Source organism: Zhouia spongiae (assembly GCF_022760175.1).
In the GTDB taxonomy this organism is placed as follows: Bacteria; Bacteroidota; Bacteroidia; order Flavobacteriales; family Flavobacteriaceae; genus Zhouia; species Zhouia spongiae.
Map to the genome: position 1 here is coordinate 3705730 of NZ_CP094326.1, position 26225 is coordinate 3731954.

The window sequence follows — 26225 nt, forward strand, 5'->3', positions numbered from 1 at the left end:
AAGTAAAACAATGTTTAATATTTGTTAACATCATAATTTTACAAATAGTAAAATCTAGCTTTAATTTTGACAAATAATTTACTAATTGTAACAAAAACCATGAAAAGACTAAACGTTTTAATGTTTTTAAGCTTGTTATTGACAACCTATGTGTCTTTAGCACAGCAAGTAAAGCTCAAAGGAAAGGTCTCAGACAGTTCCTCTCCCCTTCCGGGTGCTACCGTGATGGAGAAAGGGACGTCTAATGCCGTTTCAACAGATTTTGACGGAAATTTTGAGCTGACTACGACCGGCTCAAATCCTGTTCTTGTAGTATCCTATGTAGGGTATAAGACCAAAGAATATAAGGTAGGCAACAACAGTTTCATTAATGCCGTCCTGGAAATGGACACCCAATCGCTGGAAGAAGTTGTAGTTGTTGGCTACGGAAAGAAAAAGAAGGTTAACTTGTCAGGAGCCGTAACCCAGATCGAAGATGAGTATTTCCAGAGCAGGCCTATTACTAATGCAGGTGCAGCATTACAAGGTGCTATCGGAAATTTAAATGTAAATGTCTCAAGTGGTCAACCTGGTGCAACCCCTGACTTTAATATCAGAGGTTATGAATCCATCTCCGGAGGAAGTCCTTTAATCGTCGTAGACGGGGTTCCTACATCGGCACAGGACTTTACGCTGATAAACCCTAACGATATTGCATCGGTTTCTGTGCTTAAGGATGCTGCTTCTGCTGCTATTTACGGATCAAGAGCTTCATTCGGAGTGATCTTGATTACAACCAAGGAAGCTGCTTCAGATAAATTGAAACTGAATGTTAATTCGAATTTCAGTATCAGAACTGTCACAAACCTTCCTGAGGTCGTAACAGACCCATATTTGGTAGCACAATATAAAGACGTTATGGCATCACCGCTTTACGATTTATATTCCGACAACGCTCTTGAATATGCCCGGCAAGTATCTAACGACCCGAGCTTACCAACGGTAAGACTGGATGACAGAAACCCGAATAACTGGCAGTACTTTGCCCAGACTGACTGGTTTGATGAAGTTTACAATAGTTTTTCAAGTACTCAGAATTATAATATTAGCTTATCGCAAAAAACAGAAAAAGGGAGTTTCTTGCTCGCTGCTGAAACCTTCAGACAAGAAGGAATGTTAAAGTACAATAACGATATCTATAAAAGGTATAACCTGAGATCTAAACTTAACTTTAATGTGACTGACTGGTTAGCTGTCGGGAATAACAGCTGGTTCAACACTAATGAATACGACGAACCAACGGCCAATGCCTGGTTATTTTTTCACAATGTGAACAGGCAACCTACCTTAACGCCATTATTCAATCCGGACGGAAGCCCGACTTCTGGTTACGCCAATACCATTGGAGCGTTGGAAACTGGTAATAAAATCACCAAGGAAAGAACTTTCTTTACAAAATTCGATGTAAAACTAGATCTGATAAAAGACAGGCTTTTTATAAATGCCGATGCCAGTTATCGAAGAAAAAACAAAACAAACGATACTTATCAGGTGCCTCTGGAATACAAATCCGGACCTAACAATGTCAGCACGACAAGAAATAATAGTTATGCTTCTTTCTATTCTTTAGACCAGGAACAGGATAATTATAATATTTATGCTACGTTTACAGATACCTTCAACGAAAAACATTATCTAAATGCAGTAGCAGGTTACAATCAGGAAGAATTCTACAGCGACTATAAAGACGCTTACAAAAACGACCTGATCTCAGAAGAGTTACCTACTGTAAATTTAGCTACAGGAACATCCAACACCAGCCAGGAGGTATATTCCTGGGCTACTCAGGGACTATTCTACAGGCTTAACTACATTTATAACGATAAATACATCATCGAGGCGAATGGCCGCTATGACGGTAGTTCAAGATTCCCGAAAAAAGACCGATGGGCGTTTAACCCTTCCGTTTCTGCCAGCTGGATCGTTTCAAAAGAAAATTTCTTTAATGACGACACCTTTTTCAACCTGTTAAAATTGAGAGGGTCATACGGATCTTTAGGAAACCAAAGTATCGATTCGGATAATAAAATATACGCCTCTTACCCATACATTCCGGCGCTTTCAACCCAGCAGACATCTGCCATTTTGGGAGGTGAACGTCCAACTTCCGTGATCAGTCCGGGACTGGTTTCTTCAACATTAACATGGGAAACTGTAACCTCTTTAAATGCCGGTATAGATCTGGGACTTTTTTCAAATAAACTCAATGTTGGTTTTGATTGGTATAGAAGATACACCAAAGATATGCTTACACAGGGTAAGGATCTTCCTTCTGTTCTGGGTACCAGCGAACCTTTGGAAAATGCTGCTGACCTTGTTACCAAAGGTTGGGAATTAGAAATGAGCTGGAAAGACCAGTTCAAATTAGGGCGTGACAATTTCAGGTACAATGTTCGTTTTAACCTTGCAGACAACAGAACATTCATTGAGAAATTTGATAACCCTGCCGGGTCATTGAGCAAGTATTATGTTGGAAGAGAAATTGGTGAGATTTGGGGATTAACTACTTTAGGCTTCTTTGAAAGCAATGAAGATGTTTTAAACTCTCCTGATCAGACTGCGGTTGCATCGCGTCCGAGTCAACGTCCTGTTGAAGCGGGAGACGTAAAATTTGCCGATTTAAACGGCGATGGTGAAATAAACGGCGGGGAATGGACTTTAGAGAACCACGGCGATTACAAAATCATTGGAAACTCCACACCTCGTTATACTTTCGGGCTTGATCTCAATGCCAATTGGAATAATTTCGATTTAAGGATGTTCTTCCAGGGAGTTGGAAAAAGGGATTGGTACCCGGGAGCTGGAAATCACTATTTCTGGGGTATTTATGCACAACCATGGGCCAGTTTAACTGAAAAGAACCTGGATCACTGGACTCCTGAAAATCAGAACGCCTATTTTCCTAGGCCTAAATCATATGTAGCAGAAACAAATAAAGAACTTGGAATTCCGCAAACCAAATATTTACAGGATGCTTCATACATCAGAATGAAAAACATCACACTTGGTTATACAGTTCCAAAAGATGCTTTTAAAAACACATCCATAAGCAACATCCGTATATACCTGAGTGGTGAAAATTTATTCGAAATCACAAACCTTTACAAATATCTCGACCCTGAAATATTAGGATCTACTTCAGCTTATCCGTTCCAGAAGACATATTCTATAGGTGCATCATTAAATTTTTAAAATTAAACCCATGAAAAAGATAGTATTATATATATCCGCTGTAACTTTATTATTACAGGGGTGCGAGGATGACTTCCTGGATCGAATCCCGGAAACAGACATTACCGGAGAAAACTTTTTTAACAACCCAAAGGACCTCGAAACCTATACAAACGAGTTTTATGACTATTTGGGTGCCAGTACCAGTGATTATTCTACAGACAACATGGCCCAGTATTCTCAGGGAAGTGAACTCGAGGACAAGCTAAGGGGTACCATTTCGCCGGAAACTGTTGGTGGTGGATGGAGTTGGGGCCAACTGAGAAACATTAACTACTTTTTGGTCAATTATCAGAAAGCGGAAGGTGATCAAACTGAAATCAACCATTATGTAGGTATCGCAAAATATTTTAGAGCAAGGTTTTACATCGATAAAATTAAACGGTTCGGTAGTGCTCCATGGTATTCGAAACCTGTTGAAACAGGAGATGAAGATTTATTATATCAGGCTAATGATCCCAGAGAACTTGTTGTCGATTCTATCATGGCAGACCTTGAGTTTGCTGTAAAACATGTAAAAGAAGACTCAGACAAAACACGGTTAAGCAAATGGGTTGCCCTCGCAGAATTATCAAGATTCAGTCTTTACGAAGGGACGTTCAGAAAATATCATAATGAAATCAATATTGGTAATGCTGACCGTTTTTTAAAAAGGGCTGTCTCGGCTGCCGATGAAATCATAAATAGCGGAAGTTTTAGCCTGTACAGTACAGGTAATCCTACAGAAGATTACAGAAACCTGTTTGCCATGGAAAGCCAAAGCGGCAACCCTGAAGCGATTATGTATTTAGATTATGATTCCAGCGAACGTACCAACCAAAACGGAGTTGTTTTTGATTATTATTGGGGGTTAAGCAAATCGCTGGCAGATTCTTACCTGATGGATAACGGTACGTCTTTTACAACCCTTACAGGTAATGATCAAAAAGCCATCATCGAAATATTTGAAAACAGGGATCCACGAATGGCTCAAACAATTATGGCACCGGGATATACCCGCCCCGGCTCACCTTCTCCTTTTGTCACCAGATTGTCATACGGCGGATATAACCAGGTAAAGTTTTGGCCGAAGGAAGAAAATAAATTAGGCTGGCAACGCTCTTATAACGACCTCATGGTGTACCGTTTCGGTGAAGTATTGCTAAATTATGCCGAGGCAAAAGCAGAATTGGAAACAATTACCCAGGCAGATATCGACAAAAGCATCAACAAACTCAGAGAGCGAGCAGGCATGCCTTCTTTAAATATGGCTGCTGCAAATACATCTATAGACCCGGTATTAGCAGATCAGTACCCGAACGTAGGGGGAGACAATCAGGGACTCATGCTGGAACTAAGAAGGGAAAGACGTGTAGAACTGGCTTGTGAAGGGTTCAGGGAACAAGACATGTACAGATGGAAAGCAGGTTCTACCTTGGCAAAACCACAATTTGGCATTTTCATTCCCGAACTTGGTGAACACGATGTAACAGGCGATGGTGTGCCGGACATAGCTGTATTAAATTCACCTGAAGAGACATCGCCTATCGATGATGTTCCGGATGCAATAAAAAGTACGTTAGCCATATACTACTTAAATGAACAAGGAACCCCTACCGATCTGTACCTAAGCGGTGGATCCCAGGGTTTTGTTGGTTTTAATCAAGATCATAATGTTCCGAAATCGTTTATAGAGCCTCAATATTATTATTATCCGATCCCGTTAAATGAATTGGTTTTAAACCCTAACCTGCAACAACCTCCAGGTTGGTAAAAATTACTTAAGTTTATCCTTGCAAAGCCCATTATGGGCTTTGCTTTATTAAAAAAAATACTATGAATAAGTTATCCTGTTACATCTGTTTTATACTTATAAACATCATTTTCTTTACTGCAAACGCTCAAACTCAGGGTAGCGTTTATCATGATGATAATGGAAATGGTAAAAAAGATAAAAAGGAAAAAGGCATAGAAGGTGCTATTATATCTAACGGCCTTCATGTGGTAAAAACTAATAAAAAGGGAGAATTTTTGTTACCTGCATGGGAAAAAGCCCGCTTTGTAACCCTATACCCTACTGCTAACCAATCAGTAAAAACACGTTACATCCGTATAGAAGAGCATATTCATAATTACGATTTTGCTGTAGAAAAAAAAGAAATAAAAGAAGAAGTCAGTTTTATTCAAATATCAGACACCGAAACCTACGAGTATAAAGAATGGTTAAATGATCTTAAAAGATATTCAGAGAATACAAAGCCTGACTTTATAGTACATACAGGAGACATCTGTTATGAATCAGGAATGGAATGGCATGCAAAAGAAGTTACTACCCAAACCATTGGAGTACCCGTTTATTATTGTCTTGGCAACCACGATCTTGTAAAGGGGGCTTACGGAGAAGAATTCTTTGAAAACAGTTTCGGGCCGGCATGGTATGCCTTCGAAGAAGGAAATGCATTGTATGTAATTACTCCAATGATGGGAGGAGATTTTGCTCCTGGTTTTACCCGCGAGGAGATTGGAGAATGGCTTCAAAATTTACTGGACACGTACCCGGAAAAACTGCCTAAATACTTTTTTAACCACGACCTGCTTACCAATAGTGAGAACTTCGATTTTAAAATCGATGAAAATAACTCTATCCGTTTAAATGACTACAACCTCAAGGCATGGCTTTTTGGTCATTGGCATATAAACATGACCAAAACCCACGGCCTGTCTGATATTAAATCCTATTCTACTGCCACAGCTGCAAAAGGAGGGATCGATCATTCTCCGTCATCATTCCGTGTCATAAACGTAGATAAAAAAGGAAATAGTTCCTCGAACTTAAAATGGACATTCACAAACAATATTATACAGATTGTTTCACCACATCGGGATAAAGCTTTTAAAAATGGAGAAGGAAACATTGATATTTCTATTAATGTATATAGTTCACAGGCAGATGTAGATAGCGTTACTTACAATATATTCGATGAAAAAGGTTTAAACTGGAGTTCAGCCAGAGAGAAAAAAACAAGGCTTATGGCTAAAAATTCAGACTGGAACTGGTCTGCTCAATTTTCACCGGAACCAGGATCTAAGTCCTATACAGTAGCTGTTGAAGCTCACTTAAACAATGGAGAAGTATTATACCGAAAAAGCACATTTTCTATAGGTGGAACCACTTCAAACGGTGAAACTGGCGCGTCGTGGTATAATCTCGGGGGAAATCCTGAACACGATGCCGTGAGCCCTTACAGTCATTCCGGAGGTTACGAACTGGCATGGGTGAAAAATATTAAAGGAAATATTTATATGAGTTCTCCCGTACTGTATAAAGATAATGTGCTTACTGCCAGTTTTGATGACAATAATGCTACAGATAATTACATCGTATGTTATAATGCTTCTACCGGAAAAAAACGATGGAGCTATCAGACAAAAAATAGCATCAAAAACCAAATGGTTATTTCTGAAGGCATAATTATAGCTACCGATGTACAAGGTTTTGTATATGCTCTAGATATAGAAACAGGAAAAATTGTATGGGAAAAAGATCTCAACTACAACAGACTTCCGGCACTTATTTCCGGAGCTGTAGCCAATGACAATGTTGTTTATACCGGATTTGGCAATACCCTCTCTGCTATCGATACTAGAACCGGAAAAACATTATGGATCAACCAGGAATGGAACGGAGGTCAGGGATCGACACCTACCATGACTATTGCGGGTAATATTCTTATTACATCATCAAACTGGGGTGCCCTTTACGGACATGAAATAAAAACCGGAAAACTTGCCTGGAAAAGAGGTGATAGCGGATTACGTTTTAGAAACGGAAATGTTCTATACAAAGAGAACACTTTATGGGTTGCCGAAAACGATGGCAACGATGGAACCGTTCATTTATTAGATCCAGAGACGGGAAAAACGATCAAAACCATTAATACATATATGAACAATAAAAGTACAACGACCCCTGTTGTAACAGATACGAACATTTTTGTGGCCGGATCCGATCCGGGAATTGCTTCGATAGACCGAAAAACCGGAAAAAAAATATGGGAATACGAAGTGCTTCCTGCTATATTTTACACTCCTCAGTACTTTTCCGATCAACAGCGTAGTATCGAATCTACACCTATTTTAGCCGGTGATGAATTAATTTTTGGAGCGATGGACGGCTGGGTATACAAATTAAATGCTTCAACAGGCGCCCTTACATGGAAAAAATATCTTGGCGCACCTGTATTAACTACAGCCGCCGTAACAAAGAACGGTTTTTATATATGCGATTTCGCCGGAAATATTTATTACTTCAGGAATAAATAACCCCGAATATTAACCCAAACTTAACGATATACTATCACATAATTAGCATTTAATATTGTTATACGATTCATTTTTTTTAATATTTGTAAAATAATTTTACATCTGATAAATTTAACGCATTCATTTAGAACAAATGCAAAAACAATATGACTTAATAGTAATAGGCGGCGGGGTCTTAGGTACATTTCACGCTTATCATGCCCTTTTAAAAGGCTTAAGAGTAGCTTTGATCGAAAAAGACATACAGCCGATGGGCGCAACGGTCAGAAACTTTGGTCAGGTAGTACCATCTGGTATGGATAGTAAATGGCAGGCATACGGAAGGCGCAGCCTTGAAATATATAAGAACATTCAATCTGAACATGATATTTCTGCGAGGCTGAACGGTACGGTATATATCGCTTCAAATGAAGAAGAACTTCAGCTCCTAGAAGAACTTTACAGTATCAACCAAAGAAACAGCTATGCTTCCTCACTGCTTACTAAAGAAGAATGCTTAAAAAAATACCCGGGCTTACAAAATGACTATGTAGTGGCAGGGTTATTCTTTCCGGAAGAAATTACCGTAGAATCAAGGGTCATGATTTCCCGACTGCAAAAATACCTGGTTGATAAATTTAGCCTGGAAATAATTTATAATCTTAACGTCTTGCATTGTGAACCGCTGAATGGTCGTGTAGAAGTGATGACCTCCCTTCATAAAACGCTGTGGGCCTCCAAGGTCATTATATGCAATGGCAATGATTTTAAAACCTTGTATCCCGAGGTTTTTAATGCCAGCGACCTTGAGGTATGCAAACTCCAGATGATGCAAACAAAGCCTCAGAAAAATTACCGTTTGCCCGGGTCTATCCTTACGGGATGGACTATCAGGAGGTATGAAAGTTTTTCTGAGTGTCCTTCTTATAAGGAGATCAAAGCCAGGGAACCTGAAACTTCATATCAGAAAAAATGGGGAGTGCACATCCTTTTTAAACAAGCTGCCGACGGTTCCGTAATTATTGGTGATTCTCATGAATATGCAGACGCTGAAAATGCCGATTCATTAGGTTTCGACCTGAACATGGAACTGGACAATTTTATGATCGAGGAAGCAAAAAAGATTATAGCATTACCTGATTATGAAATCGCACAACGATGGTATGGAACTTATTCACAATGCAAGCATAACGATATCTTTACCCACAATGTAAACGACAATATTCATATCGTAACAGGAATAGGCGGTAAAGGAATGACCGGAAGTGCCGGATTTGCCGAAGATAATATTGAATCAATATATAATTAATTAAAATGAAGGATCAAAAAATTGAGCTTGTTGTTTTTGATATGGCAGGAACAACAGTAGATGAAGACAATGTAGTATACAAAACATTAAGAAATGCTATTAATAAAGCGGGGTACGATTACTCTTTAAACTTTGTTCTGGAACACGGGGCAGGAAAAGAAAAAAAGCAAGCTATAATAGACATTCTGGCACAGGATGACATAAATGACATTCCCCTGGCTGAGGCTATTTTTTCTGATTTTAAAGTAATGTTGAAAAAAGCTTACGATGAGCTGGCCGTTACCACCTATAAAGATACCGAACAGCTTTTCTGCAATCTAAAGGATAAAGGTATCAAGGTAGCACTAAATACCGGCTACGATGCTAAAACAGCCAACCTGCTTATCGACAAACTGGGCTGGAAAGTTGGAGAGCATATAGACATGCTGGTTACCGCTTCCGATGTTGAACATGGCCGTCCGGGACCTGATATGATCAACCTCGTTATGGAAAATCTTGGTATCAAGGACTCATCCTCTGTAATAAAAGTGGGGGATTCTATAATTGATATTGAGGAAGGTAAAAATGCAAATTGCGGATATTCAATAGGTGTTACTACCGGGGCGCATACAAGAGAACAACTTCAGACGGCAAATCCGGATTATATTTTCGACTCTTTAAAAGAACTGGAGTCGATCCTTTAATACAACAAAACTTTCATTTGTTTTTTTTAATTTGGTTTTTACTTAAAAAGGGCTTTAAATACTTTAAGGCCCTTTTTTATATATAAAAGTACATGACCAGCATTTTAGCTTTGCCCTTACTTTCATTTACCGGTACATGCGGTATCCGTCCATCAAAAAATATGGCATCGCCCTCATTAACCGTTACTTCATCGTCTCCTATAATATATTTACAGCTTCCACTTAACATGTATTTAAACTCAAAAGCTTCCGTAATGACTTTACCCCGTTTAGAACCAGGGGATACTTCCAATAATACGGCCTCAAAGCCCATCGACGACAATTGTTTACTGAAAATATATTTATAGAGAAACCCTTCAGCATCGTCTTCCTTTTCGATAACCGAAAAGTCCGATGATCTTGTTAGTATATAAGAAGCTCCGTTAGAATTAGGCATTCCGAGAAAAAAGTCGGTCACTTCAACCTCCAATGCCTTTATGATATTAAATAATACCGGTAGCGAAGGAATCGTTCTGCCGTTTTCGATTCTCGATATAAGACCATTACTTACATCTGCTCTCGAAGCTATATCACTTATAGTCTTTTTATTATCTTTTCGTATCTCCTTAATACGTTTTCCAATTCCTATTATATAATCTTTCATCCCCTTATTTTGGAGACAATATATTCAAAAAAAGGAAAAGTATTTTAACAATTATGATCTTTTACAATAAAAACTTTACTCACCAAGTAAGACTTACAATTCGCAGATACTTAATCCGGGTAGTATATGTATAAACTTATCGGGGATCAATTCTTTATTATTTCAGACAAAATATGGTTATAGGCTTCTGCATACTGTATCATTCCATAATCATTCGGATGCGTACCATCAACAAAAGAATCAATACCCAAACCTATATCTTCTTTGGTTAACAGGTATAAATTCTGATCTCCCTCCTCCTTCAAACGTTGGTATGCTTTTTTTACCGCTACATTTAATCGGGTAAACATTCTTTTCCGGTTATATTGAATATCTCCATCCGAATATCCTCCATGTTCAACGAATAAAATGGGGGTTTTACTATGTTTTTGCCTCAGGATTCCAACTGCTTCTACCAATCTTTCCTCGGCCTGCACAGGACCTAAATCATCTTTAGTAAAGTTTGGCATACAATCTAAAACAAAAACAGAGGCATCAAAGTTTCTCATGTACTCCAGTAATGGTTTTTCCAGCAGACCATTACCTGAAAACCCTAAATTAACCACCGTTTTATTTAACTTGCGCGACACGATACTGGTCCAGGCCATTCCGGGCCGTGAAGCACATGCGCCTTGCGCTATCGAAGTTCCATATACCACAACCGGGTTCTTTTCCCGTCGGGTTTCTCTCAGTTCTTTTATCGTATTAGCGTGAGGAACTCCAATTTTCAGCCATTCGATTTTAGTATACAAGGGGAGGTACAAGCAGAATTCCCTTTGTTTCCGAATTTTGTCCAGATCTGAATAAGTAAAAGATATTGTGTCCTGAAAGTTATAATGCCCACGTACCCATTTAAATTTACCATCATCAACAGCATAAAGATCTACCCCGCTGACACCGGTAGCCGGCATATGGTTCATACTCTTAGCTCCCTTTACCTTATAATTAACAAGAATCTGTTGCGCATCAGTCTCAAATTTAAGGTATAAACCGGCTGCATGTTGGGATAGTCTCCAAACCGGTTCTCTTACCTCCGTTTCCATAGAAGCCGGCAACCGGTTAAAATCTTCTCTTTCTTTATCGACCAATCTTCCGTAGACATTCATTTTTTTTGCATCCAGCCAACGGTATGCTTTTGCCTCCTGAGCATTGATGATAAATGAGCTTAGAAAGACGGCAAATGCAATCCCCCTTAAACAGCTATGCTTATGCTTAATGATGTTCATCCCGGTTAATCCTTAAATATGACTCCGGGAATTTGTCCGACCCACGATTCCGGAAGTTCCTTACATTGAAATAATTCGGCTATGACCCTGGCAGTATTTGTATTGTTATTAGGGGCATCAAATCCATCAGAGTTATGAATACGGGGCCCTACAATGGCCCACGGCACATTCATTTCTACTTCGCTGACACCTCCGTGCCCATGACCTTTACCACCATGATCGGTAATCAGTAAAAAGTGTGTATCTTCAAAGATATTCTTTTCTTTCAAGGCATTTATAAGCTTCCCTATAGCGGTATCTGCTTCTTCGATTGATCTTATATACTCCGGAGACATCCATTTATATTTATGGCCGGCATGATCAGTATGCACTGAATACAAAAAGATGAAGGTAGGATCTTCTTTGTGTTCATCAGCAAAGCGCAACGCTTTATCATAATTTTCTATATAAGCATCATCCTCAAGAAAATTCACCTCATCTAAATAACGCCGGTTAATAGGATTAATCAAATTGCCCCAATTATAATAATAAGCAGTTTTTACTCCGGGAACCTGGTCTTTTAATATCTTAAATATAGAGGGATAGTATCCGTCTGCATCTGTTTCTATAGCCGGCAAATTATTTTTATCTATAGTCCATCCGTTGCTATCCACTCCATGTTGTTCCGGCCCTCCGGAGGTTAAATGACTTGTCCAGTTTGGCAAGGTAACCGAAGGCATAACGGTTCTGGTAGCGAATGAAACCATCCCTTTTCCGAAAAGCGCGTCCAGATTCGGATGACTGGCGGTCTTATATCCATCCACGCTGATTCCATCAAGACCTATGACGATAACCCTTTTTGCTACAGGTTTATTATCCGATTGCTTGTTAGCCGGTTTGGAAGTACTACAACTGAAGATACCGCTCAATAATATTACCAAAAAAAGATTTTTAATTTTTACCATTGATAAAATATTTTTTACAAATAATAAAAACAAATTAACCAAAAAGTAATGAAATACACAAAAGAGAATTCATGATTTCATTATAATGCTTCACTGATTATTTTTTTTTCACTTTTAGAGAAGTTAAAATACAACATCGTTACTGATACCAAAATCAGCATTCCTATAGCTGTTTTAATATTTAAACCGATAAAGAATTCGACCCAGGTATTATCGTATTTAAATACTTCTTTTAACAACAACACCGACACGCTTCCCATATAACCAAAAGCATCTGCTGTATAAAACATAAATCCAATATTGCCTTTATACCTTAAAAAAGCCATTAAGCGTTCAAAAACAAGACAATGAAAAAGTATATAGGGTAAATAGATTCCTATTCCTGTACTGATCATCCAGGCGACAGGCGACATCAACTTCTTTTCGAACATAACTGTTGCTAACAGAACTAATACCGATCCGAGTATCGTAAGCCACATACCCATATTAAAAGCCAGTTTGTTTTTCCTGATCATTATCCCCATAGCTGTCAGCACCAATACGATTACAGCTACCGGAATTTCGGTAAGGGTAATTAACTCCGGTTTTTGGGAATAGCCTAATTCTGCCCAGAACTCAACAACAAAATTATCTCGAAAATCCCTTACTATGGTCAACAGCACATAAATAATAACCAGGCCTGCAAATCCCAAACCGTGTTTTCTTATAAATTCTTTTCTTTTAGCCCGATCCATCGGAACACGTTCTGTCCGTTCCTGAACATCGAGAGCATCCGGACTCTTTGAGTGTTTAAGCATCCATACAGCCAGTAAGAAAAAAGGGAAAAACAACAATCCGGTAACGAAAGGCATTATGTATTCTCCAAGTCCGAAGTCTTGCATCAACACAACCCCCACGGTCTTCACCAGTCCGGTTGAAAAAATAAACGTTGCACTTAAAGCAGCAGCCAGCAACTCTGTATTTCTTCGTCCTTCTATATATGAGAGTACAACCCCGAATACCATCCCCAAAGGCAAACCATTAAGAAAAATTGCCAGTACCTTGAGCGGTGGCGGAACTATTGCAAACAATCCTAACATTGCAAGACCAAAAGCAACCAGCCCCACAAGCCACTTAACCCGTTTTTCGGGCGACATTTCTGAAATGATCTTGATCCCTGCAAATTTAGATAGCATATACCCTAAAACCTGGCTTATCACTAAAACCGTTTTCGCATCCACTTCAAAGCTTAACCCCAGATCTAAATACTGTCCTGCCAAAAAGGATTTTCTAACCGCATACATGCCCGTATAGCATAAAAAAGCCGCTATCATTATCCACCCTGAACTAAACCATGCAGAGGCTGTCATTTTATTTTTAAGATTCATCATCGCTAACAATTTTCTGTTAAAGCAAATGTAATTTTCTATCCTTGACAACAAATTAAGGAAACGTAAAGTAACGGTTAAATTTTCTTTTTAATAAATTAATTTTCTTATTAAGAAACTATATTTGCATTGAAAACGAAATGGTCATGTCGGAAAACAAACATATAACTATTTGGATAGGAAAGAAAATCAGGGAGTTACGAATTTCCAAAAACTGGAAATTAGGTGATCTTTCCAATCATTCGGATGTCAGTATCCCTATGTTATCAAAAATTGAGAACGGTCGGGTCTTCCCCACTTTCCCTACTCTACTGCAAATACTCAGAACCCTGGAGGTTGATTTAAATGATTTTTTTGAAGATGTAGGTGAAAACAAAAAATTTCCGGGTCACCTATTCATAAAGAAGGAAGACTATACGGAAACAGCAAAAGAAGCTTCGATTGGCTTTAAGTATGAAACGGTTCTCAATCATTCCATTAATGATATTTCACTCGAAATCTCGGTTCTGACCTTATCCCGGAATGCAACCAGGGAAATGGTTGTTACTGAAGGTTTTGAATATATTTACGTTGTAAAAGGCGACATTACTTACAGGCTCGGAGATAAGACCTTTAACATGCAAGAGGGTGATTCTCTGTACTTTGATGGCAGACAACCTCATGTACCCCTTAACAAGCTGAATACAGAATCTATATTATTAGTAGTCTACTTTATTACTTCAATTTAAAATCTTATGTGCAACACAAAAGCCAGGGCCAAAATATTTAAACAACCCCATGAATCATTTGGTCATTTAGAAATAGAAATACCAGAACCTGACAATGAAGAAATCATTGTACAAATAACCTATACCACAATATGTACCAGTGATTTACACACATATTACGGAAGGAGGAAATCTCCAAGTCCGGGAATTTTAGGACATGAGATTATTGGAAAAATTGTAAAACTGGGGCAACATATCCATTCAGATTATAATGGTGAAAAAATAACCACAGGGGATCTGATTACGTGGTCCGTTTATGCATTCGATCCGGACAATTTACAAGCCAAAAGGGGGATTCCCCAAAAATCTCCCGGTTTATTTAAATACGGGCATCAGACAATCCTGAACGATTCTCCATTAAGCGGTGGATTTGCCACCCATTGTGTTCTAAAAAAAGGAAGTTCCGTTTTTAAACTTTCAACCGAACTTTTACCATCTGAAGCGGCTCCTCTTAATTGTACACATGCAACCGTGGCGGGTGCTTTAAGACTGGCAGGGGATATCGACAATAAAAATGTAATGGTCTTTGGAGCAGGAATGCTGGGACTGTCAGCTTGTGCCATGAGTAAAGAAAGAGGTGCCAAAAATGTATATGCCGCGGATATTAACCCTGAAAGGTTATCCACAGCTAAAAAATTTGGTACATCGGAAACATTTATAGCTTCATTAAGTAAAACTGAAATTATAGAAAACCTCAATGGTGAAGATATAGACATTGTAATAGATACAACAGGGAACCCGGAAGCCATGGCATTAGGAATTAATTTATTAACTTTAGGGGGAGTTGCCGTATGGGTCGGAGCCGTTTATAATGCTCCTAAAACACAAATCGACGCCGAAACCATAGTAAGGAATATTTTGTCTGTTAAAGGATTGCATAACTATACACCACAAGATCTGGCCACAGCTATAGAATTTATGAATTCATGTCATAAAAAGTATCCTTTCAAGGAACTTGTAGGTAAAGAATATTCGCTTTGTGAGCTGGATACAGCTTTTAAGACGGCTAATACGGGAATTCACCATAGAGTTGGTATTAATCAAAACCTTTAAATTATGAAAATATTAAAAATCTTATTAATAGTGTTTATTGTTGTTTCTTGTAAAACCAATGAAAGCAAGAAAGAAATAATGAATAAGGATACGGACACACTAAATGTAGAGTCAGAACCTGCTGTTAAAAATGAAAATGAGAACTTTATTGAAAATGGGGTAGATGATAAACTTTCTGCAAGGATATCAAACTTTATAAAAGACAGTATTGTAAAAAAAGACATTGAATTTTTAAATGAAACCGATCGTAGTTATCAGTTTTATACTGTTGACTTAAACAGTGATGGAAAGGACGAGGTGTTTGTAAAACTAAACGGTTCATACTTCTGTGGCTCAGGAGGATGTACAATACTTTTACTAAACGCTGAACTTCATCCTATTACTACTTTTACTGTTATGAGACCACCCCTTTTTATAGAAAATACGAAAAAGAACAATTGGGCGATATTACTTATAAAAAGCGAAGGCGAGTTTAAAGAACTTACCTATAACAACGGTACATATCCGTCTAACCCGTCAATACTTCCTAAAGCACCATATGATGCTCCCAGTGGTCATGCCCAAATTGCATTTGACGATAATTACGGAAAATCAAAAACATATACTTTTTAAAAAAGGACACTATCCCGAAAAGTGTGTAAGTTAAAAATCGAGGGTTTGACTTTTTTAAAGTCAAACCCTTTTTTCAAATATAGTTAAAAACTGGTTTAAAATAATGCCCCAGTTCCTAATAGGCATTGACCATTTTTTAGTAGCCTCTCTAAGAGCTAAAAAAGTGGATTTCATTACAGCTTCATCTGTTGGAAATGAGAGCTTATTTTTAGTGTACTTTCTGATTTTTCCATTAAGGTTTTCGATAAGGTTCGTGGTGTAAATGATTTTTCTAATTTCTAAAGGAAATTCATAAAAAGCGGTAAGCTCCTCCCAGTTGTCTTCCCAGCTTTTAATGGCGTAAGAGTACTTGTGTTCCCATTTCTGAGCAAAGTCCTCCAGAGCGGCTTTTGCTGCGCTTTTGGTTGGTGCATCATAAATGTTTTTCATATCCTTTGTAAACGCCTTCTTGTCTTTCCAAACCACATAGCGGCAAGCGTTACGAATTTGGTGTATCACGCAGATTTGGGTTTTAGATTCAGGAAAAACGTTTTTAATAGTATCTGTAAAACCGTTAAGATTATCTGTAGCTGTGATAAGTAAATCCTGAACACCTCTGGCTTTAATGTCGGTCAGTACACTCATCCAAAAGGCTGCCGATTCATTCTTACCCAGCCAAAGTCCCAAAACTTCCTTTTTACCATCTCTGCGCAGTCCTACGGCAATGTACATGGTTTTATTAATGACTTTGGAGTTCTCCCGAACTTTGAATACAATACCGTCCATCCAAGTAATTAAATATACAGGCTCTAGTGGTCTGTTTTGCCAGGCAACAATATCATTGGTTACCTTATCTGTGATCCGGGATATGGTAGATGTAGAAACATCAAAATCGTAGACTTCTCGGATTTGTTCTTCGATATCAGAATTACTCATGCCTTTTGCATAAAGGCTGATAATGACGTTTTCTATGCCATCGACCATGTTAGTACGCTTTGGAACAAGCATAGGATTAAAGGAGGCTTCTCGGTCTCTGGGAACTTTAATGTTAGTCTCTCCCAGAGCTGTTTTTATCTTTTTTGAACCATAACCATTACGAGTATTACTGTCATCGGATTGCTGATGTTTATCATAATCCAGATGCGCATCAAGTTCGCCTTCAAGCATCTTTTCAATACCTCGCTTTTGGATGGATTTTAAAAAGGAGGTCAATTCGTCTCCTGTCTTGAACTGTTTTAAAAAATCGTCGTTTAGAAAATCTTCTTTCTTCATAAGTGTGTAAATTTTAAAATTAAACAAAAAAATATCGAGAGCATTAACCCTCGATATTTTTATACTTTACACACTTGGTGAGATACTACCTAAAAAAGATAGCCGGTATTTGTTACCGGCTTTTCTTTTGAAAAATCTGTTTAATGTTTAATTAAACGCTTCCTGATTTCCGGAACTATCTCTTGTCCGGGCCTTGCATTTTCATACCCTTCAAACCCGAGCTTTACAGGACTGTCTCCTACCCATTCTGTGTCTTTCCCTCTAAAACTAATGGTTTGTTTCCCAGGATCGATTGTCATTGTAGTAAATAAAGCATCACGATAGGGACATGTGTAAGCTATGTATTTGTACTGATCAAGAACCTCATCGCTATAGCTTTTATGCTGGAACTTTCCTCCCACCCAATAATAAGATGCTGAGTTTATGTGCACATAGTTCACTCCTTTTATCAGAAGATGAGCATCTATATGAGTATGACCGTTAATAGCGACTAAAATCTTATCTGAATACTTCCCCAGCAAATTTTGTATCTCTTCAGCATTGTCTACCGAATAAGTGCCTGCCAATGGCTGATGCGATGCAATGACAATGGGACCTTCAAGTGTTTTTAACTGTTCTTCCAACCACGATGCCTGTTCTTCATTGATATATGAAGCGTAACCTCCTTTATGAGACGGTGACCCCTTATCATTTCCATCCAGAACTATAAAATATACCCCCGAGATTTCTGACACATAATAACGGGCGGGCATCCCCCAATAATCTACACATTGTTCCCGCGTATAACCCGAATCCATATCATGGTTCCCTATAATATGCATGCGTTCCTTATGTGCATCGTTAAACATCCCGATCACCTCTTTATTTTTATCACCTGGATATGCAAAATCTCCCATTTGCATTATGGCATCCGGTTTTTCGCTTCTCATTGAGCGAAGAAAGGACTCCATCCTTTCTTTTCCATCATGCATAATATCCTGATGTAAATCGGTTATAATTCCTATTTTAACCTTATTTCTGCGGTTATCAAATAAGCTTAAAGCACTTGTGGGCAACGATAATACAACACCTGTCGCTACGGCTCCTTTTATAAAACTTCTCCTGTTATTTTCCCGGTACATGATTATTAAACTTTTATTCGTATTTGTAATTTAATTTTAAATATAAGTAAAAAAATGACTTTTAAAAAAACTTTACAATATCATAATAATAACAGTAGTAAACTACCTCGGTGCAAGCACACGAGGCATTGGTCGGAAACAAATTTTAATTTCGAGGCAAGCCCCGGGGTATTATACCCTTTGGCGGTGCCAATAAAATCCTGGAAAATACAGATTTAAACCATCAATATATGGTGTTAAACTACGGAACGGATCAGACCGGTTATAAATACATTTCTTTAAGGGTAAAAAAAAAGCGTTACCGGATCAGTAACGCTTAAGGGTGGTTGTAAATATTTACCTGGAGTTTCCAAGCAATCGGTTTAGTTGATTTCTAAGTTTAGGATTAGAAGGGCGGTATGCATCTATAGAAATGATCTTTCCTTCTTTATCGAACAATAAAAAGCGTGGGATCGCATTAATCTCATAATTTTTGGCTATTGCAGATTTAAATGCTTTATCGGCCATAAGTTGTACCCCTTTTAAATTTTCATTCTTTACAAAATCTTTCCACTTTTGCTTGTCCTTAAGCTCATCTACGGAAACACTCATAAACACAATATCCTTTTCTCTGTATTCATGCTCCAGTTCTTTCAGGAAAGGGATTTCTTTTTTACAAGGTCCACACCAGGTTGCCCATACATCTATATATACATACTTCCCTCTAAAATCATTAAATGATACCGGCTTATCGTTTACGTCGTTGTATGTAAATTCGAGACCGGGCTGCCCTACATTCTTATGAAGTTCTTTTTCGTACTGAACCAGAAACTCTTTGCTTTTTTCAGAGGTAAAGTATTTATACAGGGGCGCCATTAATGTTTTATATTCATCAGGCTGAAGTTTTATACGGGAAAGCTGGTTCATAACATATACTTCTATCAATCTGTCATTTCCGATATGGGAAACCGAATTACTGATCCCTCCCGAAGGGCCTGATCTAAACCCGTTTTGCATCTGTTCATTAAAAAAATAGCTTTCCATCCAATTATAGCCGTTTCCTAAACGTAAAATATTTTCATCAGAAAATTTCACTCCGTCAACATGCAATTCATTATATACTTCGGGACGGTTTCCTTTTTCGGGATGTTTTATGCGTGGCAATCTGAAAAAACCATACATTTCATTTTCGTAATCGCATTGTACGGCCAGTTTCATTAAGGCATCAAATTTTTCATCGCCGGTACGAATGGAATTTTTAAGGTCCTGAACCATTTTAACACCTTCTTTTTCCAAAAAGGGATAATACTGTTCATAGGTCATCATTCCTCCCAGTGTATTAAAGCGGGCAAAGGCATCATAAACCTTATTTGCCTTTTGCACCAGCTTGTTATGGCCTGTTTTTTTACCCTTTAACACATATTCTTTTTCACTAATCTCTAGGCTTAAATCGAGGTTCGGTTGAAGATAAAATCGTAGCAACTGATCTCTCCTACCCTTCATCTGTCCGTAATCCAGATAATAGAAACCCGGAGGATTTGCAGACAGCAAAAACCCGAATTTCCCATCCGGATCTATTTTACTCGTAGCATAGGTTTCCATTTTTCCGTCTACAACATACATTAGCTTTACTTCAGCTGCTTTATACTCGAAAGTAAAATGGCCTTCAATACTTGTAAGACCGGTTTTGTTTCCTGCCGATACCGAAACGGACGTTAGCAGGACACATAATAAGAGAAAGATTTTTTTCATCTGTTTAAAATTTTATAATTAAAAGAAGTTATTGTTTTTAGTCTTAATTATTATTCAACGTTTTAAATCGTTATCTGCATCGATTGGTCTCCCCGGGTAACTCTCAACTCTAACGGAGCATTCGAAGTTTTTATAAGGTTTATGTTTTCGGGTAGTTGCAATTCTTCCGCAGTATAACCGTTGATGGCATGTATGGTTGTTCCTTGCTGTATTCCGGAAGCATGTGCTTTAGACCCCTGAATTACTGTTTTCACCTGCATTTCCCCATCGGCATCAAACCCGATAATAAGTCCGGAAACTGTAAAATCAAAGGGCTTTTTGTAATTGGAATTAGGTTCAAGATAAATAACTTTATGGAGGAGGTCTACCGTAAAATTAAACCGTTTTATCACTTCAATTCCTATGGAACCGTCGTTAGAAGCCCAGTTTTTATTGTCTTCCTGATAGGCCTGCAAAGCTCCGCTAACACCATAAAAAGTAAATTCAGAAAACTGAAGTTGCGAATAGTTTCCCATCATCGTTTGGGTGGCATGCCCTACACTGTAATTGGTAGACAGGTAATCGTATTTGAACTCTTCATCGAGTTTGTACTCATGTACAAAAGGTCCGAATGATATGATATTGTAACCGGCTCCGGTATCGAACACATAACTTCCTTGAGCTTCCTTGCCGTTATTAAGTTTTATATCGCATTCTATCACAGGCACTCCAGAAGCATAAGAAGTTGGTGTTGGTGTTCCGATGCCTTTATACTCCCCGAACGAATACAGTTCTATTTTCTGCGTATCGAAATCTACCCTTGTGATGTATTTTGAAAGGAAATTACCTCCAAAAATTCCGTCAAAACCCTTACTGATTTGTGGAAAGACCACCAGGTTCTGATCGGGGATCGATAGTTCTCCAACCCTGATCGTATTACCCGAAGATATTTTTACATTTGCCGTGCCACCCACCACCGAGGTAGAATGATCCCGGATATTTTTAATATTTGCTTTTGCTGCCGCCGTCGGAGAAAGAGCCATTCCGTCTGCTCCCGTATCGAAGAGCATCGTAAATTCATCTTCCGAATCGTTCAGTTTTAATTTTACCGCAATAGATTCGTGAAGCATTTCAAAAGGTATTTTCACTATCAGTTCAGATGTCTGATAACGATCTACCTTATACAGTTGGTCTAACAGGTCTGCATACTTGATCTTATGTCCTGAATTTAAAACTATGGTAGACGTATGAGGCTTCTGATCTTTAAAAAAATGTGTCACTTGTACCCTCGTTTCACCTTCTACGGTGTTGACACTTTTAACGTTAAGCGAATCCAGTAAATAGTAACGTTCCAATATGCCTTCAAACAACCTGTCTGTTGATGGGGTTTCATACACAGCTATACTAAAATCATCGGCCAACAGGGTCTTCATTTTTTCAAAATCCCGGTTTTTAAAGGCTGTTTCATAAGCAGCTATTACATCCCTGGCTTTCTTGTCTTGCTGTGCAGAGACATTAAAAGTCACCAGCAATAATGTTGTTAACATTATTATTTTCTTCATATCCGTTTTTTATAAATCGCCGGGAACAAATGAAAAGGGGTAGTCCCCGACGATTGCCAATTACTAACTACTAATTCAAATACATTCAAAAATGTTTACCCCTTAATACTATTCAATTTTTCAATGAGCTTGTCGTTCGACGGTCTGTAGGCATCATACATGATCAGCTTCCCTTCTTTATCGATAAGAATAAACCTCGGTATGCCTGCTATTTGGTAGAAATCGAAAAATGCTTTATTCTTTTTATGCCACTCACCTCCTCCATACAACTGAACCCAGGAATGTGGACTTCCGGTAATGAAATTTTCCCAGGCTCCTTTATTTTTATCTACCGAAACGCTCACGAATTGTACGTCTTCTTTATATGCTTCATACACTTTTTCAAGATGTGGTATTTCAGCTTTACAGGGTGCGCACCAGGTAGCCCATACATCTATATAAACCGGTTTCCCTTTAAGGTCGCGAAGTGAGATTTCGGTACCCTTATCATCTATAAAAGTAAATGACGGTGCAGTAACCCCTGCTGTATAGGGCTCTATTTGTTCTTTTATATATTGCTGCACCTCATCTTTTTGTTTATCTGTTATCAATAAAGGGGCATACAACTTTTCTTTTTCATAAAACACTTCTCCATACAACCTTCTGTTAAGGAGTTCTTCCAGGGCCAATTTCGAAGCTATCTCGTTATCTCCCAGCCTTTTCAATTCCTTTATATAAATGGAATCGTAATCGGTATAATTTCTTTTTGCATAAAAGTTGTGCTTATAATTCAACGCAAAACGGAGGTAGTCTTTAGCCAGTGAACTCCCAAAATAACAATCTGAAAGCGCCAGATCCTGATATTTGTCGGGCTGATAGAGTTCTTTATATTGCTTAGGCAGTTTTGAAAATTCCGGGAACATCATTCGCGGATCAGACCACAGTTTAAGATATAACCCATCGAGTTCCGCAGAAGCCATTTTAGAAAAATACGCCTTATAAGTCTCATTATCGGGAACAGCAGCTATCAGTTGTTCCAGTTGGAAAACACTTGTCTCAACATTTTTTATTTTTGCATTTAAATCATCCTGTGAAAACCCTGCTTTCTTATAGGTTTCACTTATGAGTTCATTCCATTTCCGAAAATGATCGTGAACCTTATCATTACCGGAAACAATCTCGTAATTTCCATTCATTTTTATCGACAGATCATCTCCCGGTTTTACATACAATTTACAGGAAGGATAATCGGTTCCCAATGCATATATCTGTGGCCTTGTAGCTTCAAAGCTGTAACTAAATTGAGTTCCATTAAGGGGTATGCTATCTAAAATCCTGAATTCGCCTTCTACTATATCGTATAAATAGACTAGGGTTACGGTTTCTTTTTCTTTACCTGTTTCCTGATAGGTGCCGGAAATACGAACTGTGCTTTGACGGGTACACGAGCATACCAGCAAAAGAATCAGTACCGGTTTTAATATATTGTAGTTCATGATATGATATTTATTAGTCCATTGAAAAAGGTTTGGGGTCCCATGCTTTCTTTGGTTTAAAATTGTTCAGATTCTTGTTCTGAATAGCTGCTAGCAATTGTGCAATATCATCATCGCTTGTACCATATGAATCTTTAGCCTTGTCTATCCCTTTTATGCTTTCCGCTGCCTGGTTGTATTTACCTAAATACGACAGTATAAGAGCTTCTTTATAGATATCTGCCTTGGTATTTTTCGGGGAGTATTTCTTATATTCTTTATAAAGTAAGCTAAGCACGGATCTATCACTTCCCGAGTCTATAATTATTTGTGCATAAGCATTGCTTTTATCCTGCCAGTCGTATCCTCCGTTTTTAATTTTCCCGATAAACCAGGTTGCGTCTTTACTTTCCTTATAGTATGGTTGATACAAGGTTTCTATACTTAGACGCTGCCAATCAGCCGGTGAAAAAATTGTTTTCAGATCGGCAAGCATTTTATCGTAAGCTTTATAATCACTATTCTTAGCCAATTCTTTTGCACGTGCAGGGACTTTACTTAACATACTCATACTTACCCGTTTTTCCCCGTATTTTTCGGCCAGTTCTTGTGCATGTTCTATATAATAGGCAGCATATTTTCCCTTGTAAACCAATTTGAGCATCACCAGAAAAGGTATTTCTGCCATTTTATCGGGTTGAGCATCGAGATATGCTTCTATTTCCTCCTGGGTCGCCTTAAGCTTTTTTGTTTCAAAATAGGTGTTGTAAAAATCGGGGTATTGCAAATTGAATGAAGGGCTGTAATCTTTAAATGTTTTCTCTCTGTTCTTTGCTTTAGCTTCGGCAAGCAGGTTTACCAGGTTATCAACCCCTATAAAACCACTTTCTATGGCTATAATATGCTGATCGGGAGCCAGCAGAAGAAAGGTTGGAAATCCGGTGATCCCGTATTTTTTCATTAGTCTTTCTCCCAATACCTTTTCTTCGTCTTTATAGACATTTACCTTATAGGTTATAAAATCATTGTTTAGTATTGTTGCCACCTTCGGATCGGGGAACACTCTTTTGTCCATTTCGGCACAAGGCATGCAGCCTGTAAAATAAAGGTCTACAAATACCGGTTTACCCTCCTGTTGTGCTTTTTCAAGAACGTCATCCCACGATCCCGGTTCAAATTTAGTTTGAGTTGTTCCAAAAAAGGGGGAAAGTAATACGACTACAAAAACAGTATATTTTAATATATTTTTCATGTATAATTAAGTTTTAATATTTGAGACAAATTATTGCTGATGGTTATCAAATCACAATGTAACCCTGTAAAAAAACAACAATATATCCCCTCATCATACAGCGTATAATGTATTATGTGTTACAAAGGGTTGGCTGCCCAGCCACCAACCCCTTACTACTATTTTTAGATATAAAAAACGATTAACGTAAACGGTAAGATATACTTACAATTTTACCAAATCCTGTGTAAGATTGCAACGGATCGCCCAAATCGCCATTTACAGGAGGTACTTCATAAAGTTCCATAGTACCATTAGCACTACCAGAATCGTAACTGGTAACTACCAATCTATTAGCAAAATAGGATAATTCTTCAAATTTTAACAAGGTTATTTCTTCAGCGCCCTTATCGATCATTAGTTTCGATTGTTTGATCCCAAAATCATACTCATACACTTTACTACCAACGTTATAGAAAACATACCCAAAATCCGGATTAACAGCAAAATGCTCTGCCTGTGCCATGTCTGCCGCTATTTCCGCAGGCACCTCTTCGTAATACAGCTGATTAACAGTACCATAGTCATTACTCATACGTGCTAAAAACACCTTACCATCTGCAGGATCTTTCAGAATAGCAAATACTTCACCTCCATTGTAGCCCGTTCTGTCCATATACAGCAAATCTTTGCCGGTATTATAATCAAACAGTGTACCTTGAGGCATTTCACCACATTTTTGAGCAGCCCATGGCTGACGTACAAAACGTTTGTTGTCGTTGTCATACAATATATTGGTACCAATAATAACCCCTCCAGAACCAACAAAAGGAGCAGCTTCAAAAACCGCACTCTCTCCATCCATAATATTTACCGGTACGCTGTATCTATATTGGTAAATTCTTAAATAATAATAGAAATTACCATCTTTGTACATTAAACTTTCGTTCCCTCCCGTTCTTTTTATAAAGTCGGCCTTAAAATCGGTAGGCACATCAGAAAGCATTTCAAAAGACACATAATATTCCGTTTCCCAATCGAAGCTATCAGGATTTATCTTGGTAGTACCCGTACCTTCTGTTGTTACATAGATACCGTAAAACTGAGGGTCGTAATCGTAACAATATACATTTACAGGAGCTCCTTCTAATGTTAATGATGACCCGGCATAAGCCAGCACATCGTATATTGGGGTATATTCATCGGCAATTTTGGACACCATATCCAACCTGGCCGCGCCGTTAACATCGCTCATTAACATCCACCCTTCGTAAATAGAACTGTCTACTTTTAATTTAAAAGTGGTACTCCACTGCACACCTGTTTCACTATCGGTAACCAGATACCTTACATTATAATCGGCTGGTGCCAAAGTAAGCGATTCTAATTGCAGGTTTTTTGTTGTTGCCAAATCCCACCTTTGATCGCCCGGAAGCACATTGCCTTCCCTGTAAGCTACCCATTCGTAAGTATATCTGCTCTCATTTGCTTCTAAGTCTTTCGTATATTTAAGCGTTGGTGTAATCTCAAATGGTTCACCCAACAAGGCGATATACTCCGTCCCAATATCCTGAAACTCTATTTCATTGATAGGTAAATAATCATAATTACCAAGGTCTTCGCTACAAGACCACAACAGCGCACAAAAAACGGAGGCTATTGTTATATATTGATTTATATTTTTAAACATTGCTTTACTTTT

At 38.2% G+C, this 26225-nt stretch carries 19 protein-coding genes; 8 read left to right on the forward strand and 11 right to left on the reverse strand.

The features are described from left to right. Positions 1 to 99 precede the first annotated feature (99 nt). The 5 genes from MQE36_RS15625 (at position 100) to MQE36_RS15645 (ending at position 9543) form a co-directional block, all read left to right on the forward strand. A complete protein-coding gene (locus MQE36_RS15625) occupies positions 100 to 3231 on the forward strand; it encodes a SusC/RagA family TonB-linked outer membrane protein (RefSeq protein WP_242936902.1) in 3132 nt (1043 codons plus the stop codon). Between the two features lie 10 nt (positions 3232 to 3241). Next, entirely contained in the window at positions 3242 to 5023 is a 1782-nt protein-coding gene (locus MQE36_RS15630; protein ID WP_242936903.1) for a RagB/SusD family nutrient uptake outer membrane protein, read from the forward strand. A 62-nt stretch (positions 5024 to 5085) separates the two neighbouring features. After that, complete coding sequence (locus MQE36_RS15635) at positions 5086 to 7572, forward strand: outer membrane protein assembly factor BamB family protein (protein ID WP_242936904.1); 2487 nt, start codon at positions 5086 to 5088, stop codon at positions 7570 to 7572. Between the two features lie 133 nt (positions 7573 to 7705). Next, complete coding sequence (locus tag MQE36_RS15640; RefSeq protein ID WP_242936905.1) at positions 7706 to 8860, forward strand: TIGR03364 family FAD-dependent oxidoreductase; 1155 nt, start codon at positions 7706 to 7708, stop codon at positions 8858 to 8860. A gap of 5 nt (positions 8861 to 8865) precedes the next feature. Next, a complete protein-coding gene (locus tag MQE36_RS15645) occupies positions 8866 to 9543 on the forward strand; it encodes a phosphonatase-like hydrolase (RefSeq protein WP_242936906.1) in 678 nt (225 codons plus the stop codon). Between the two features lie 76 nt (positions 9544 to 9619). Here MQE36_RS15645 and MQE36_RS15650 read toward each other — a convergent pair whose 3' ends face one another. The 4 genes from MQE36_RS15650 to MQE36_RS15665 all read right to left on the reverse strand — a co-directional run bounded on the left by MQE36_RS15650 (position 9620) and on the right by MQE36_RS15665 (position 13765). Next, positions 9620 to 10186: a helix-turn-helix domain-containing protein gene (locus MQE36_RS15650; RefSeq protein ID WP_242936907.1), complete on the reverse strand. Its 567-nt coding sequence runs from the start codon at positions 10184 to 10186 to the stop codon at positions 9620 to 9622. A 146-nt stretch (positions 10187 to 10332) separates the two neighbouring features. Continuing rightward, positions 10333 to 11451 (reverse strand): SGNH/GDSL hydrolase family protein, encoded by a 1119-nt coding sequence (locus MQE36_RS15655; RefSeq protein ID WP_242936908.1) that lies wholly within the window; start codon positions 11449 to 11451, stop codon positions 10333 to 10335. A gap of 5 nt (positions 11452 to 11456) precedes the next feature. Then, positions 11457 to 12395 carry an alkaline phosphatase family protein gene (locus MQE36_RS15660; protein ID WP_242936909.1) on the reverse strand — a complete coding sequence of 313 codons (939 nt, stop codon included), beginning with the start codon at positions 12393 to 12395 and terminating at the stop codon, positions 11457 to 11459. Positions 12396 to 12475: 80 nt separating this feature from the next. Beyond that, on the reverse strand, positions 12476 to 13765 hold the full coding sequence (locus MQE36_RS15665) for a DUF5690 family protein (RefSeq protein WP_242936910.1): 1290 nt from the start codon (positions 13763 to 13765) through the stop codon (positions 12476 to 12478). A gap of 143 nt (positions 13766 to 13908) precedes the next feature. Here MQE36_RS15665 and MQE36_RS15670 point away from each other — a divergent pair, with 143 nt between their 5' ends. From MQE36_RS15670 to MQE36_RS15680, 3 genes are read left to right on the forward strand one after another with little or no spacing between them, the layout of a single operon-like run. Further along, positions 13909 to 14490: a helix-turn-helix domain-containing protein gene (locus MQE36_RS15670; protein WP_242936911.1), complete on the forward strand. Its 582-nt coding sequence runs from the start codon at positions 13909 to 13911 to the stop codon at positions 14488 to 14490. Positions 14491 to 14496: 6 nt separating this feature from the next. Next, a complete protein-coding gene (locus MQE36_RS15675) occupies positions 14497 to 15582 on the forward strand; it encodes a zinc-binding dehydrogenase (RefSeq protein ID WP_242936912.1) in 1086 nt (361 codons plus the stop codon). Positions 15583 to 15585: 3 nt separating this feature from the next. Continuing rightward, positions 15586 to 16194, forward strand: coding sequence for a hypothetical protein (locus MQE36_RS15680; RefSeq protein ID WP_242936913.1), 609 nt, complete (start codon positions 15586 to 15588; stop codon positions 16192 to 16194). Positions 16195 to 16254: 60 nt separating this feature from the next. Here MQE36_RS15680 and MQE36_RS15685 read toward each other — a convergent pair whose 3' ends face one another. From MQE36_RS15685 to MQE36_RS15715, 7 genes are all read right to left on the reverse strand, one after another. Continuing rightward, the gene (locus tag MQE36_RS15685; protein WP_242936914.1) at positions 16255 to 17445 is read right to left on the reverse strand and encodes an IS256 family transposase; all 1191 of its coding nucleotides are present in this window, start codon (positions 17443 to 17445) and stop codon (positions 16255 to 16257) included. 140 nt (positions 17446 to 17585) lie between these two features. Further along, positions 17586 to 18566, reverse strand: coding sequence for a metallophosphoesterase family protein (locus MQE36_RS15690; protein WP_242936915.1), 981 nt, complete (start codon positions 18564 to 18566; stop codon positions 17586 to 17588). A 336-nt stretch (positions 18567 to 18902) separates the two neighbouring features. After that, positions 18903 to 20297, reverse strand: a complete 1395-nt coding sequence (locus tag MQE36_RS15695) for a TlpA family protein disulfide reductase (RefSeq protein WP_242936916.1) — start codon at positions 20295 to 20297, stop codon at positions 18903 to 18905. A gap of 62 nt (positions 20298 to 20359) precedes the next feature. After that, a complete protein-coding gene (locus MQE36_RS15700) occupies positions 20360 to 21838 on the reverse strand; it encodes an aspartyl protease family protein (RefSeq protein ID WP_242936917.1) in 1479 nt (492 codons plus the stop codon). Between the two features lie 95 nt (positions 21839 to 21933). Beyond that, positions 21934 to 23313 carry a TlpA family protein disulfide reductase gene (locus MQE36_RS15705; protein ID WP_242936918.1) on the reverse strand — a complete coding sequence of 460 codons (1380 nt, stop codon included), beginning with the start codon at positions 23311 to 23313 and terminating at the stop codon, positions 21934 to 21936. A 13-nt stretch (positions 23314 to 23326) separates the two neighbouring features. Continuing rightward, positions 23327 to 24544 (reverse strand): thioredoxin family protein, encoded by a 1218-nt coding sequence (locus tag MQE36_RS15710; RefSeq protein WP_242936919.1) that lies wholly within the window; start codon positions 24542 to 24544, stop codon positions 23327 to 23329. A gap of 181 nt (positions 24545 to 24725) precedes the next feature. Then, positions 24726 to 26213, reverse strand: coding sequence for a PKD-like family lipoprotein (locus MQE36_RS15715; protein WP_242936920.1), 1488 nt, complete (start codon positions 26211 to 26213; stop codon positions 24726 to 24728). Positions 26214 to 26225: the final 12 nt, after the last annotated feature.